The organism is Cupriavidus sp. 291-E7 (assembly GCF_057798835.1).
Genome location: NZ_JBYOJV010000002.1, coordinates 412,951 through 426,020, shown reverse-complemented (window position 1 = coordinate 426,020; position 13,070 = coordinate 412,951). Strand labels below are relative to the sequence as shown.

Sequence of the window (13,070 nt, the reverse complement as noted above, 5' to 3'; positions counted from 1 at the left end):
CAAAGGGGCGGCAAGTCACGGGTAAGAACATAGTAGGCCACGCTTGAGGGGAGTCAATGCGCTGCGGCGCAGCGTTGTGCAAACGCACGTACGGCGCGGGTTTCAAGGTTGAAACGCTTTGTGCGTTGCTGCGGCTAACGCGCCGCCTTGGGCACCGCCGCGTCGGCCGGCTTCGAAGCATCGGCGGCCGTATCCACACGGCCGTTGCGTATGTCCACATCGGGCCAGCCGCCACCGAGTGCCTTGTACAGCGTGACGGTATCGGCCAGGATTTGTTGGTGCACGGCCAACAACGATTGCTCGGCGGACAGCAGCGAACGCTCGGATTCGAATACATCGAGCTGCGAGGCGATGCCTTCACGCGCCTGTGCCTCGATCTGCGCACCCACCACGCGCAGCTGGCTCACCTGCTGCTGCAACTCGATGCGTTGCTTCTTGTGGGCGTCGACATTGACCAGCGCGCTCTCCACTTCTTCGAAAGCGGTCATCACGGTACGGCCGTATTCGTTTTCGACCACGCCGACGTTGGCTTCGGTGGTTTTCACGCGGGCGCGCACGTTGGGGTCGAGCATCGGCAGGTTGATGCTGGGCATGAAGCCGAACGTGAACGATTTCATCAGGTCGGACAGCGCAAAGCTGGCCGTGCCGCCGCGCGCCGTCAGGCTGATGCTGGGCAACTGGGCCAGCCGTGCTTGCCCCACGAGGTTGTAGGCCGCCAGCACGCGATACTCGGCGGCGACGATGTCGGGCCGCCGCGCCAGCAACTGCGACGGCAATCCGGCCGGCACCGTAGGCAGCTTCACGCGATCCTGAAGCTTGCCCGGCGGCACCTTGAGTTCGCCGGCGGGCACACCGACCAGCGTGGCCAGGGCATTCTCGGCCACGTCGCGCGAGCGGCGCAGTTCGAGCAGATCCTTGGTCAGGCGATTGATTTCCGCCTGCTGCTGCATGACGCGGATCTGCGGCAGCAGGCCATTGGCCAGCATCGCCTTGTAGGTGGTCAGGATGTCGTTGTTGCGCCCAAGCGTATGGCGCTGCTGCGCAACCTGCTCGTCAAGCAGCAGGATCGTGAAATACGTGATCGATACATCGGAAGCCAGCGACAGGTATCCGGCACGCCAGTCGGCCTCGGTCGCGCGGAATTCCGCGGTCTGCGCCTGCACACCCTTTTCCACCTTGCCCCAGACGTCGATGTCCCAGTTCACCGTGCCGCCGAGGTTATAGGTCCGGGACACCGGCTGGCCCGTGGTCTTCGATATATCCAGGCCGGCGCCGATATCGAATACCGGCAGCGCGCCGGCACGCGCTTCCGCGATCTGTGCGTTGGCCACGCGAATCCGCGCGGCCAGTACCTTGATGTCGTAGTTGCCGGACAGCGCCTTGGCGACAAGCTGGTCCAGGTAGGGATCGCCAAACCCCTGCCACCAGTTCGGCAGGATGGTCTCCGCGGGCGACACGCTGACCGATTCGTTCTGGCTCCAGGAGGCCTTGGCCGGCGTTTCGGGCCGGTGATACTCGGGTGGGCGGAAATCGGCACAACCGGCCAGCATGGCCACGAACACGGCGATACCCGAGAGCTGGGACATGCGGCGCGGCGCAAAAGCGAAGGCGTTCACGATGGCTTCCTGCTTGGAGCGCCAGCGGACCGTGGCAGTGCGTCCTGGCGTTCGATCTGTATTGTGGGCCGGCCTCCGGCGGACGCCAACCTCGGCATGCATGCCCGGCAGGTGCCAGGCAGAAAATACGGGCAAAAAAAGCGCCGGGGCGGAGGTGTCCCCGGCGCAAGCTCCCCGAGCGGCTGGGGCGTCGATGCCTATTGGATGGCCTGCGACGCCGCTGCCGCCTGAACCGTACGGATCATCAGGCGTTGTTCTGTGCGTACTGGTTCGTCGTCACGTTGTTGTGCATATGCTCCTGGAAGGCGGAGCCGTTGCCGAAGTAGTTGGCAACGTCCTGCAGTTGCTGGTTCGACTGCGTGATCGTCTTGTGCGAATCGAACGACAGGCTTACCGGCGTGAAGATCGACGTGCGCGGGGCAAACACGGCGATACCGCCGCGTACCGATTGCAGCTTCTTGGCGTCGAGGGTTTCGGTCGAGGACAGGTCCTTGATGGTCAGCTTGGTCATGATGGTCTCCTTGAGAGGAAGGTGGTACTTCGGGTCAGGTGATGAGCATCGGGTTGGTGTCGCGCTCGGACCAGATATCGCAGCAAGCGTGCCAGCGTGGGCCAGACTCTCGAAAAAAGTCCGCAAACCGTTGTGGGACAAGGGATGGCGGATGGCCGGCGAAAATCTGCCGGACCATCGGCGCGGCGCGAGTGTTGGCTATGGAGCGACAGTCGGCGTCATCACTGTTGGCGCTCTCCCGTCTTTCTCACGCCGCGGCCTCCCGCAAGGCACCATGCCGCACTTCGTCTCAACAAACTCACAAAAAAAAAGCGGCGCACATTGCTGTGCGCCGTGTCGGAGACAGGCGGACCGCCCCGCCTTCTCGCTCCGAGTCTGCTGCCGGTCATTTCACATAGATCGTGATCTTCTTCGAGTAGATCGGCGGGTTGGTGGGTATGTGCTTTTCGTCGCCCATCAGCAACTGCAGCGTGTGCTTGCCTGGCGGAAGCTCGATCGTGGTTTCCGTTTCGCCCGCGCCGAAGTGCAGGTGGTTCCGGTCGTTCGGAATCTCCTTGTCCATCGGTGGCAGGTCGACATCGATCAGCAGATGGTGGTGGCCCGTGTTCGGATATTTGACGTCCTTGGGCGCGACGCCCATGTTGCGCAGCCCGAACCAGACCTTGATCGGCTTGCCGGCCGGCATCGTCTGGTTGTTGTTGGGATAGCCGATGTAGAGGTAGGCATTCTTTGGTGCCGGCGTGGGTCCGTCCCTGGTGCCGGCCGCCGGCGCCGAAGCGTGATCCGCATGCGCCGCGGGCGCCGAGGCATCCGCCCCCATCAGCGCGCGCGGTTGCAGCAGGGCGATGGACAGCAACGCCATCCCCGTGAGAAGCATTGGTCTGAAATGGGTCATGGCTCCCCCGTTCGCGCCTGTGTGCGCTAGCGCACGGTGATCGTGATCTTCTTCGAATAAATCGGCGGATCGAACGGTATGTGCTTGCTGTCGCCCAGCAGCAGTTGCAGCGTGTGCTTGCCTGGCGGCAGTTCGATGCGCGCATCGGTCTCACCCGCGCCAAAGTGCAGGTGATTGCGATCGTTCGGGATTTCCTTGTCCATCGGCGGCAGGTCGGCGTCGATCAGAAGATGGTGATGTCCGCAGTTCGGCCGCTCGATGCCTTTGGGGCAGACGCCCATGCCCTTCAGTCCCATGCGTACCCAGAGCTTGCCGCCTTCGATGACCGCGCCGTCGCCGGGCCAGATGATGTAGGTCTCCGCGCCTTTGGGTGCCGGTGTCAGCGGTATGGCCAGCGTGGCCCAGCTGGCCAGGAATGCAGCCGCGAGCGCGCGCTGCAGGGATCGTCTGGACATGGCGGCTCCTCCCGGAGAACTGTCCGCTGCACACGGTACCCCGCGCGGGAGCGGATTCTTGGTGGATATTCTTGATGCGCTCGGCGATGTGTCCTACAGCGTAGGTCGGAAGGCACCAAAAAGCGAACTTTCACGCCACAAACGCTGTGCTATCTTGAAACGGCCGGTACCGCGTCACGGCAACTCCACACCGCGTCTTGCGGCGATCCTGAAGGGGGTGAATATGTGGCGGAAAGCATTAATCGTCTCGCTGCTGGCATTGATTGCGGGAATGGCCGGCGAGATACACGGACCGCCATCCAGCCACAACTGGATCGCCCGTTCGGGCCAGTTCCTCGTCCCCCTGGCCGCCGCGGGCATCCTGCCCAAGAACAGCGACGAACAGTACGAGCTTTCGTTCTGGGACTCGATCAAAAACAGCACGTACGCCGCCGACTACGAGGCCTACCTGAAGCAGTATCCGAATGGCCGCTTTGCGGCACTGGCCAAGACGCGCCTGGAACGTATCCGCGCGACCGCGCCCGCACAGGCCGCTTCGGCACCGGCAGCGAAACCCGAGCCGAAGGCCGAAGCCAAGGCTGAACCCCCGAAACCCGCCCCCGCTCCTGCCGCAAAGCCAGCGCCCACGCCACCTTCGGCCGGCGCGCAACCGCGCACGCGCGCCGGTGGCGCGATTTCACAGGGCACCATCACCTATCCCGCCGAAGGCAAGGAAGCCCCGGCGCCCAGCACCGCCAAGCCTGCCGAGGCCAAAGGTGGCGAGTCGCGCGACTGCCCGCAGTGCCCGGTGATGATCAGCCTGAATCCGGGCGCATTCACGATGGGCAGCAGTACCAGCGACCCCGCCGAACGGCCCCCGCATCATGTGAACGTGGGCCAGGCGTTTGCCATCGGCAAGTACGAAGTCACGGTCGAACAATGGAATGCGTGCGCCGATGCCAACGCATGCCCGCGCATCGCCACGAATCCGGCCGATGCAAAGACCGCTCCGGCACGCGACATCAGTTGGGATGACGCGCAGCAGTACGTGGGCTGGTTGTCCAAGACCACCGGCAAGACCTATCGGCTACCCACCGAAGCCGAATGGGAGTACGCCGCGCGCGGCGGCACCAGCACGGCGTTCTGGTGGGGTGACAGGATGAGCAAGGGCAACGCCAATTGCAAGGACTGCGGCGACCCGTGGAGCGATGCCGCGCCGGCGAACGTCGGGTCATTCGCGGCCAATCCGTTCGGGCTTCACGACATGAACGGCAGCGTCTGGGAATGGGTGGCCGACTGCTGGCACAGCTCGTACAAGAACGCACCCACCGATGGCCGCGCGTGGGAAGAACCGGCGTGCACGGCACGGGTGATACGCGGAGGGTCCTGGCGTGAGGGTGCCAGCTACATGGTGTCTTCCACCCGCTTCAAGTACAGCACGAGCGTGCGTCAGTCGCAGAACGGCTTCCGCGTGGTGCGCGAGGCCCGGTGACGGCGTGGTTTGTTCGCTAGCGGGCGCGCGTTGATATCTGCACGATATCGGCGCTGATCTTTTCTTGCCCAAGCTTGCTGGCCATCTGGGCCAGCGGCTTTTCCAGCGCGCGCAGGTATTCCTGCCGCGTTTCAACCTCGGGACGGCGCGTCGTGAACAATGGCGCCGGCGTGGTCAGCAGGACTACCAGTTCGGTACCGAACGGCTTCGAGATAACCCAGTCGCCGCTGTCTCCCACCGTCGCGCTGTAGTTCGGCGGGGCCTGGTTGCCCTGGATGCGCCCGCTCGGCACCAGATGCGCCACCTTGCCGTCCGCGGCGAAGTAGTCGACGTAGACGTACGAATCGTGCGGTGGCGTGTTGACGTCCAGCACCAGCGGCGTGCCTTCGGTCAATTGCGTGCCGCCGCGTGTGCGCAGCAGGGCGCCCGCTTTCTCGCCCGTCTTCCTGCCACCCGACCAGTACGGCGCCACCAGGCGCACCACATCGCACTTGTCACTGGTCAGCGGCTGGGCATCGAGCTTCAGCGTCTTGACGCCCGCCAGCTTGCCAAGCTTGTCGCGCAGCGCGCCCAGCGCCGTATCGGCGACATAGCCGCTCACCTGCAGCGTATTGCCTTCGATGGTCGCGTTCAGCAGCGCGCAGGGCGTGGCCGCGATCACCTGCGCCACCGCTTCCGGCTTGACCGGCACCGCCGCTTCCGGTGTTGGTGTGGGCGTTGGTGTTGGCGTTGGCTCCGGAGCGGTAGCCTGCGTGGACGACGATGCGGGGGGCGTCGTGCTGTCCGTGGACGGCATGTGGCCGCGCCAGAGATAGACGAGCACGCCCGTGGCAAGCGCCACGCCGGCGATCACGCTGCCCGCGATCCACGGCAGATGAGACCCGCCGCTCTGCGGTTCGGCACCCAGACCGGCAAGAAACTGCTTGACCGTCGGCGTGCGCGTGGCGCGGTCGAGTGAGAGCGCCTGGCGCAGCACCTTCCACTGCCCGCGTGACAACGTCTTGGGCTGCTCGGGCTTTACGCCCTTGGCGCGCGCCTCGGTGGCGGACACCCGGTTGAATGGATGCTTGCCAGTCAGCAGCTCATAGCTCACGCAGGCCAGCGCGTAGATATCGTCACGCGGATCGGGTTCACGGTGCTCGAACATTTCCGGGCTGGCATAGGCGGGCGTCATGCCGCCGAGCGAGCCTGGATCGAACACGGTCTGGTCCGCATCGTCCGCGGGCTGCTGGAAGCCTCGGGCAATGCCAAAGTCGATGACCTTGACCTCGCCGCGATCGGTCAGGAACACATTGGCCGGCTTGAAATCGCAATGCACGAAGCCGCGTTCGTGCGCATAGGCCAGCGCGCTGCCCATGCCGACGATGATCGGCATCGCCTTGACGTAGGGCAGCCCCTGGAATTCCGGCGAGCGCAGCACGCGATTGAGCGATTTGCCCTGCAGGTATTCCATCGTCAGAAAGACCGTCGGCCCATCGCGGTCGAAGTCATACACCGTGACGATATTTCGGTGCGCCAGCTGCTGTGCCTTGCGCGCTTCACGCTGGAGCGCGATCAGCGATTTCGGATGGCCGCTGAACTGCATGTTCAGGACCTTGATGGCGATGTACGGCTTGCGGTCGGACGCTTCGAGCTTGCGCAGGTCGAGCGCTTTGTAGACCGTGCCCATGCCGCCCACGCCCAGGCATTCCTCAAGGACGAAGCGGCCGTTCAGGGTATCGCCGACGCCCTTGGTCGGCCCCGAAGGAATGTAGCCGCCGGTGAAATGCCCACTCTGGCCGCCCGTGCTGCCGCCGGTGTTGGCCGTGATGCCTCCGGTTCCCGTATTGCCGGTTGCCATGCCGCCGGTATAGGCCCCGGTGCCGCCAGGCGGCGCGGGTTGGCTTCCGGTGTCGGGGTCGATCCGGGTTTCCTCCCCTGACACGTCGTGCCGTACGTCTTGCCGCACTTCGCCAACGGGGTCGAACTGCGTGGCCATGTGCGAATCGATGCGATGCATGACTTCGGCATACACGGCGGGCGGCAATGGAAAGCGTGTGTGTTCCTCGGTGAGAACGCGCGCAAATTGCGTGGAGTCGGTCTGATCGTCCTTGAGGGCCAGATCCACCGATGCAAGAAATTCGTCGCGACTCAGGCTGCCGCGCTGAAAATTCCGTATGAGTTCGGTCAGGCTGGACATCCGGTGCATCCCGACGAGTGGTTGCCGATAGTGGCGCTTTTTGAGGCGCAACCGTTGCATCGCGGCACATTGCCTTCGATGGATACTAGTGCGCACTCCGGCCATCCGCAATGCCGCACTGCTGCCCGGCGCGCGCAGACGTTGCCCGCGCCCCGACACCCGACACCTTTCTGTTGGTCCCGCCCCACCATCCGCAGCGCCGCCGGTGAGCATCGGCATGCCGCGATGCCAACCCTCATTCCCCGCAAACCCTTGCGCAGCCTGGATCTTCGATTTTTTTTCGTGACCCTGGCCCGCGCTGGCACGCTTGCTGCGATATCTGGTCCGAGCGCGACACCAACCCGATGCTCGATAACCTGACCCAAAGCACCACCTTCCTCTCTAGGAGACCATCATGACCACGCTGACCATCAAGGACCTGTCCTCGACCGAAACCCTCGACGCCAAGAAGCTGCAATCGGTACGCGGCGGCATCGCCATCATGCCGATCACCACCGTCTACAGCCCGTTCAAGCTGTCGGTCGACAAGGTGTTCACGGTCAACCAGTCGAACCAGCAGATGCAACAGGTAGCCAACTACTTCGGCAACGGCTCGGCCTTCCAGGAAAACATGCACAACAACGTGACGACGAACCAGTACGCGCAAAACAACGTGTACCACCCCGCCTGAGCATCGCACGCAATCCGCTTCGCACACACCATCACGCCCCATTAGGAGACTGCCATGAGCACCCTGACCATCCTCGACCTGTCCAGCACCACCACCCTCGAAGCCACCCGCATGAAGTCCGTACGCGGCGGCCTGGGCCTGATCGCCCCGTGGACCAGCGTCTACGCCCCGGTGAAGCTGTCGTTCGACTCGCACGTCAAGATCGACCAGCAGAACCAGCAGATGCAGCAGGTCGCCAACTACTTCGGCAACGGCTCCGCGTTCCAGGATCACATGACGAACAACGTCACGACGAACCAGTACGCGCAGAACAACGCCTGAGTCGTGGCTACCGGCGGGCGCCGCCCTCGGCGCCCGCCCCGCACCGAACACGCTGAATCCACCAGATACGCATCAGGAGTCCACCATGTCATCGATCATCGTCCGCGACCTTGCCGTCAGCAAGGACCTCGACCAACAATCGCTGTGCGCCATTCGTGGCGGCGCAGACTGGTTCGGCAAGATTGCCGCAGCCGGCCCGCTGGTCAACATCAATATCAACCAGAGCGTGCAGCAGCTGCAGCAGGTGAACGTTGCCGCCTTCAACAACAACAAGATCGTCGGCGTCGACCTGGGCAACCTTGCGCTCAACGTCAAGCCGACGCAATGGGGCGGCAACCTGGCGGTGGCTTGAGCGCCACGCGCCCGGGAGTGGTCCTGTCACGTGCGCGACGCACGCGGCAGGACCACTCGCCTATACTGAATCGGGCCCGCGCCTGCCCCGGCGCTGCCCGACCGGCGCCATTCCGGCCGGCCGCGGCAAGGCCCGCTCGCTGGAGAACGTCATGGCAGTCATCGTCATCAAGGATTTGTCGGAAAACATGGACCTCGACCGCGAGGCCATGACCGCCATCATCGGCGGCGCAAGGCTGGCAGGAAGCTATCGCTGGCAGTCGCACCGACGCCCCTCGCTTACACGACTGATCCAGTACCCGGAAGGATTTCCCGGAACATCGCAGGTTGCAGGGCAGGAACGGGAGACCACGCGCGCGCGCAAGTGAGGCAACCCTCATTGCGCGCGACGCTGCTGGTCGCATAACAAAGAAAAAGCCCGCCAAGTAATTGGCGGGCTTTGGTTGCGGACGGGCCCGGACCTCCTGGGTCTGCGTCACCGGCTGCTTCCGGTCATTCCTTCACCAAGCATGTTTCCCTTGGATTCCGCCCATGAAGCGGACGCCCATCCGGACCACCCGGACAGTCGGAGGAAACCTGGCAGTGGCATCAATGACCGCAATGCCGGCGCCGAGCGGCAAGTGAACCTTGCCAAAGGCAGAATCAGCGGGACTGTTTTGTCCGCCCCATACGGGCAGCTATGCCCGCGCACTGGAGTATAGGCACCGCGCCTGCACATGCAAGCGACGCCCCCGGCGCATCCATTTACTTTTGATTACGTTTTCCTGCGATATTCGCTTGCGCAGTGCAACAAAAATATCGACGTTCTGCTATACTCCGCGCCGTGAGTTTCGCACTGTGAGTTCCGCATCGCGCCTGAGGCACAACGCCGTGGCGTATCCGCTACCTCCCAAGATCTGCTCCCTGCCTCTGTCATCACACGAAGTATCAGACAGGTGCCTGGCCAGAACGCACCGCTCACCTGACGCTGCCTCGTCTCCGATCCTGATAACAGCCCGAATTGCTGTTTGCCTGCCAGGGATAATCGGCCGGTTTGTTTGAATCGCCTGCCGCCCCTGCCTGCCGCCGTCTTGCCAGCTGAGTCTGTCGAACGGCCTACCGATTGGCGCCGAAGCCTTTTTTAAGACTTTGCACTTGCGCCCACCCCTTTGCGCACACTGCCCTGGGGTGCCATGCATTTTTTATACGTACGACATGACCCAGCACGAAGACTTCCGTGCGGAGCAGCCTTTTGCTTCCGCCGCTGACACCACTGCCACGCCCGCCGCTGCCGTGAGCCCGCTCGACAAGCTCGACGCCATGCTCAACGCCGATGCAGCGCCGGCCGCGCAAGCGTCGGACGCTCCGGAAAGTGGTTTCGCAAACCTCGGCCTGGACGCCGCCATCCTGCGCGCCCTGGCCGAAGCCAACTACAACAACCCCACCCCGGTTCAGGCCCAGGCCATCCCCGCCTTCCTGGCTGGCCGCGACCTGCTGGTCTCGAGCCAGACCGGTTCGGGCAAGACCGCCGCGTTCATGCTGCCGGCAATCCAGCGCATCAGCGAAAAGCCGGCGCCGAATCGTCCGACCGAGCCGGCCAAGCGCATGAAGGGCAAGCGCCCTCGGCCGGCTGCTGCCCAGCCGTCGCTGCTGGTGCTGACGCCGACGCGCGAACTGGCCCTGCAGGTGACCGAGGCCGCCGCCAAGTACGGCCGCCATCTGCGCCGCATCGTGTGCGCCAGCATCCTGGGCGGCATGCCCTATCCGAAGCAGCTGGCCATGCTGTCGCGCATGCCGGACATCCTCGTGGCCACGCCGGGCCGCCTGCTCGACCATATCGAAGCCGGCCGTATCGACCTGTCCGCGCTGGACATGCTGGTGTTCGACGAAGCCGACCGTATGCTCGACATGGGCTTTGCCGATGACATCGACGCCATCGTCGCCGCCACGCCGGCATCGCGCCAGACGCTGATGTTCTCGGCCACGCTGGACGCACGCATTGGCCAACTGGCCTCGCGCCAGCTGCGCGATCCGCAACGCATCGAGATCGCCGCCGCGCGCGCCGATCACAGCAATATCGAACAGCGCCTGCACTTTACCGACGACATGTCGCACAAGGAACGCCTGCTCGACCACCTGCTGCGCGATTCGTCGCTGAAGCAAGCGATCGTGTTCACGGCTACCAAGCGCGATGCCGATTCGCTGGCCGAGCGCCTGTCGGACACGGGCTTTGCCGCTGGCGCCCTGCATGGCGACATGACGCAAGGCGCGCGTAACCGCACGCTGACGGCCCTGCGCCGTGGCAACCTGCGCGTTCTGGTGGCCACCGACGTGGCCGCGCGCGGTATCGACGTGCCCGATATCACCCACGTGGTGAACTTCGACCTGCCCAAGCAGGCGGAAGACTACGTGCACCGTATCGGCCGTACTGGTCGTGCCGGCCGCTCGGGCATCGCCATCAACCTGGTGAACCACGGTGACATGTTCCAATGGCGCCGCATCGAGCGCTTTACGAACAACCGTATCGACGCATCGGTGATCGAAGGCCTGGAGCCGCGCCGCACGCCGAAGCCGCGTTCGAACTTCGGCGGCAAGCCGGGCGGCCGTGATGGCTTCCGCGGCAATGGCGGCGGCTATCGTGGTGGCAACGGTGGTGGCAACGGCGGCGGCTACCGTGGCAACAATGGCGGCAACCGCGAAGGCGGCGAGCGCAGCTTTGGCGATCGCAGCTTCGGCGAGCGCAAGTTCAGCGCCGACGGCAATGGCAATCGTGGTTTCGGTGATCGCGGCGGCCGTAGCTTTGGCGACGACAACCGTGGCTTCGGTGATCGCGGCAATGGCGGCAACGGTGGCTACCGTGGCCAGAGCCAAGGCCAGGGTCAGGGCCAAGGTCAGCAACGCAGCTTTGGCGACCGCAACGTTGGCGGCGAGCAGCGCTCGTTCGGCAACCGTGACTTCGCCCAGCGCGACGGCAACCGTGGTTTCGGCAACCGTGACGGTCAGCAACGCGACGGCAACCGTGGCTTTGGCGGCGAGCGCAGCTTTGGTGACCGCAGCTTTGGCGACCGTAAGTTCGGCGACCGTGGTAGCGACCGTGGCGGCTTCGGCGGCCAGCGCAACGGCAACAGCCGCTCGCGTTTCGAGCGTTGATCGCCAGGCGCCCAGCGCCTAGCGCTTAGCCGCTGAAAGAAAAAAGGCACCTTCGGGTGCCTTTTTTTATTGCTACGCGATGCGACGTCGCCGTTGCGGCCGTCGGTCGGACATTAGACGATCAAGCCATCAAACCATCAAACCGCGCACGTCCTGAATCCGATGAACGACACATCGTCCTCGGGCAGCAGTGCCGTGCGTGCTCGCACATGGCGCAGCCGCGGCGGACTGGCGAACGACACGCCCCGCACGGCCTGATGCGTGCCGAAGCGGCCGATGATTTCGCCGTCGGTGGGTTCGGCGGCAAAGCCAATGTACGGCTCGTACGGAGTGGCCGTCCATTCGCGCAGCGCGCCCCATTGCAGCCCACGATTCTGCGTGGCTGCCAGCTCCCACTCCACTTCCTGCGGCAGGCGGCGCCCGGCCCAGACGCACCACGCCTGCGCCTCGAACAGCGTGATATGGCGCACTGGTTCATCGGGGTTGAGCGTGCGCTCGGTACCAAAACGCGATGCCACCCAGCTGCGGCTGACCAGGTGGCGCGCCCAGTAGCGTGGCGCCGAGCGCTCCTGCGTCATCAGCCATTGGCGCCCGGCCGAGGACCAGTACGACGGATGCTCATAACCGCGGTCTTCGACAAACTCCAGGAACTGGGCGTTGGTGACCAGCGCTGCATCCATTTCGAAGGCCGGCACGTAGATTTTCTGCGCCGGCAATTCATCGGGCCACGCAAAGCCGTCCGGATCCGGCCATCCCTGCGTGAAGTTGCCGCCGGGGAAATGCAGCGTACCGGCGGACGACGTCAACGCCGCCGGCACGATCGCGGCGGGCTCCACGGGCGCCAGCTCCAGCGCCTGCAGCAGCGTGGCCACCGTTTCGCCCTGCACGTCTTCGTAATAGAGCGCGCGACGGAACGAATACAGCGTGGTGTCATCGTCGTCGGGCAGCAGCGCAATGCGGCGTAGCAGGCCGTCCAGCACCTGCGTGGCGTACTGCTTGACGACCGTGACGTCGGGCAGCGCAATCTCCCAGCGCTCGTCGGGACCGATTCGCTCCGGATCGAACCACTCGTCGGCGCCATCGAGCAGCGACGGCTCGCTGGCAACGGGCAGGCGGATGCCGCCCTGCTCCAGGTGACGCACGCCGCGCAGGCACCACCATTCGGCGTGCCAGGCAATATTGCCGAGCGTCCACAACGGCGGGTTGCAATCGTACTGGCGCGGCACGGTCCAGCCCTTGCGGGTCTGGCCAAAGGCACCGAGCCAGGCCAGCGTGCGATTGCGCGATTCCACCAGTGCCTGTGCCAATCCCTCGCGCGGCAGCCGGCGTGCGTCGGGCCACGCCGCGGAGCCGCCGGTGAAGTGGAGATCGGGAAGCATGGAGAAGCCGCTCATCGAGGAATCCGTGTCTGAGGGGTGAAAGATGATGCCGGCCAGGGCCGGCTGCGCGCATTATGACACCGCGCGCCGTCC

At 64.6% G+C, this 13,070-nt stretch carries 12 protein-coding genes; 6 read left to right on the top strand and 6 right to left on the bottom strand.

Annotation, left to right across the window (positions count from 1 at the left end; all coding sequences use genetic code 11):
* Positions 1 to 134: 134 nt before the first annotated feature.
* The 4 genes from AC3FLX_RS04885 to AC3FLX_RS04870 form a co-directional block, all read right to left on the bottom strand.
* Positions 135 to 1,586 (bottom strand): efflux transporter outer membrane subunit, encoded by a 1,452-nt coding sequence (locus AC3FLX_RS04885; RefSeq protein WP_488694719.1) that lies wholly within the window; start codon positions 1,584 to 1,586, stop codon positions 135 to 137.
* 274 nt (positions 1,587 to 1,860) lie between these two features.
* Positions 1,861 to 2,127, bottom strand: a complete 267-nt coding sequence (locus AC3FLX_RS04880; RefSeq protein ID WP_488694361.1) for a hypothetical protein — start codon at positions 2,125 to 2,127, stop codon at positions 1,861 to 1,863.
* 385 nt (positions 2,128 to 2,512) lie between these two features.
* On the bottom strand, positions 2,513 to 2,989 hold the full coding sequence (locus AC3FLX_RS04875) for a DUF4399 domain-containing protein (RefSeq protein WP_488694717.1): 477 nt from the start codon (positions 2,987 to 2,989) through the stop codon (positions 2,513 to 2,515).
* Positions 2,990 to 3,048: 59 nt separating this feature from the next.
* Entirely contained in the window at positions 3,049 to 3,477 is a 429-nt protein-coding gene (locus AC3FLX_RS04870) for a DUF4399 domain-containing protein (protein WP_488694359.1), read from the bottom strand.
* Positions 3,478 to 3,700: 223 nt separating this feature from the next.
* Between AC3FLX_RS04870 and AC3FLX_RS04865 the strand changes: the two genes are divergently transcribed.
* Positions 3,701 to 4,948, top strand: a complete 1,248-nt coding sequence (locus AC3FLX_RS04865; protein WP_488694357.1) for a formylglycine-generating enzyme family protein — start codon at positions 3,701 to 3,703, stop codon at positions 4,946 to 4,948.
* A gap of 16 nt (positions 4,949 to 4,964) precedes the next feature.
* On the opposite strand, the gene AC3FLX_RS04860 is transcribed toward AC3FLX_RS04865, so the two are convergent.
* On the bottom strand, positions 4,965 to 7,127 hold the full coding sequence (locus AC3FLX_RS04860; protein WP_488694355.1) for a serine/threonine-protein kinase: 2,163 nt from the start codon (positions 7,125 to 7,127) through the stop codon (positions 4,965 to 4,967).
* Between the two features lie 394 nt (positions 7,128 to 7,521).
* Here AC3FLX_RS04860 and AC3FLX_RS04855 point away from each other — a divergent pair, with 394 nt between their 5' ends.
* The 5 genes from AC3FLX_RS04855 (at position 7,522) to AC3FLX_RS04835 (ending at position 11,598) form a co-directional block, all read left to right on the top strand.
* Complete coding sequence (locus tag AC3FLX_RS04855) at positions 7,522 to 7,797, top strand: hypothetical protein (protein WP_488694353.1); 276 nt, start codon at positions 7,522 to 7,524, stop codon at positions 7,795 to 7,797.
* Positions 7,798 to 7,851: 54 nt separating this feature from the next.
* Positions 7,852 to 8,118, top strand: a complete 267-nt coding sequence (locus AC3FLX_RS04850; RefSeq protein WP_488694351.1) for a hypothetical protein — start codon at positions 7,852 to 7,854, stop codon at positions 8,116 to 8,118.
* Positions 8,119 to 8,203: 85 nt separating this feature from the next.
* Positions 8,204 to 8,470, top strand: a complete 267-nt coding sequence (locus AC3FLX_RS04845; RefSeq protein WP_124683662.1) for a hypothetical protein — start codon at positions 8,204 to 8,206, stop codon at positions 8,468 to 8,470.
* Between the two features lie 151 nt (positions 8,471 to 8,621).
* Positions 8,622 to 8,837, top strand: a complete 216-nt coding sequence (locus AC3FLX_RS04840; RefSeq protein ID WP_488694350.1) for a hypothetical protein — start codon at positions 8,622 to 8,624, stop codon at positions 8,835 to 8,837.
* 826 nt (positions 8,838 to 9,663) lie between these two features.
* Positions 9,664 to 11,598: a DEAD/DEAH box helicase gene (locus AC3FLX_RS04835; protein WP_488694348.1), complete on the top strand. Its 1,935-nt coding sequence runs from the start codon at positions 9,664 to 9,666 to the stop codon at positions 11,596 to 11,598.
* A gap of 137 nt (positions 11,599 to 11,735) precedes the next feature.
* Here the strand turns inward: AC3FLX_RS04835 and AC3FLX_RS04830 are convergent, their stop codons facing one another.
* A complete protein-coding gene (locus AC3FLX_RS04830; RefSeq protein ID WP_488694346.1) occupies positions 11,736 to 12,992 on the bottom strand; it encodes an SUMF1/EgtB/PvdO family nonheme iron enzyme in 1,257 nt (418 codons plus the stop codon).
* Positions 12,993 to 13,070 lie beyond the last annotated feature (78 nt).

Bases quoted from the DNA above. Each gene is read 5' to 3' on its own strand.
- AC3FLX_RS04885 (WP_488694719.1), bottom strand. From the start codon at position 1,586: ATGTCCCAGCTCTCGGGTATCGCCGTGTTCGTGGCCATGCTGGCCGGT.
- AC3FLX_RS04880 (WP_488694361.1), bottom strand. From the start codon at position 2,127: ATGACCAAGCTGACCATCAAGGACCTGTCCTCGACCGAAACCCTCGAC.
- AC3FLX_RS04875 (WP_488694717.1), bottom strand. From the start codon at position 2,989: ATGGCGTTGCTGTCCATCGCCCTGCTGCAACCGCGCGCGCTGATGGGG.
- AC3FLX_RS04870 (WP_488694359.1), bottom strand. From the start codon at position 3,477: ATGTCCAGACGATCCCTGCAGCGCGCGCTCGCGGCTGCATTCCTGGCC.
- AC3FLX_RS04865 (WP_488694357.1), top strand. From the start codon at position 3,701: ATGTGGCGGAAAGCATTAATCGTCTCGCTGCTGGCATTGATTGCGGGA.
- AC3FLX_RS04860 (WP_488694355.1), bottom strand. From the start codon at position 7,127: ATGTCCAGCCTGACCGAACTCATACGGAATTTTCAGCGCGGCAGCCTG.
- AC3FLX_RS04855 (WP_488694353.1), top strand. From the start codon at position 7,522: ATGACCACGCTGACCATCAAGGACCTGTCCTCGACCGAAACCCTCGAC.
- AC3FLX_RS04850 (WP_488694351.1), top strand. From the start codon at position 7,852: ATGAGCACCCTGACCATCCTCGACCTGTCCAGCACCACCACCCTCGAA.
- AC3FLX_RS04845 (WP_124683662.1), top strand. From the start codon at position 8,204: ATGTCATCGATCATCGTCCGCGACCTTGCCGTCAGCAAGGACCTCGAC.
- AC3FLX_RS04840 (WP_488694350.1), top strand. From the start codon at position 8,622: ATGGCAGTCATCGTCATCAAGGATTTGTCGGAAAACATGGACCTCGAC.
- AC3FLX_RS04835 (WP_488694348.1), top strand. From the start codon at position 9,664: ATGACCCAGCACGAAGACTTCCGTGCGGAGCAGCCTTTTGCTTCCGCC.
- AC3FLX_RS04830 (WP_488694346.1), bottom strand. From the start codon at position 12,992: ATGAGCGGCTTCTCCATGCTTCCCGATCTCCACTTCACCGGCGGCTCC.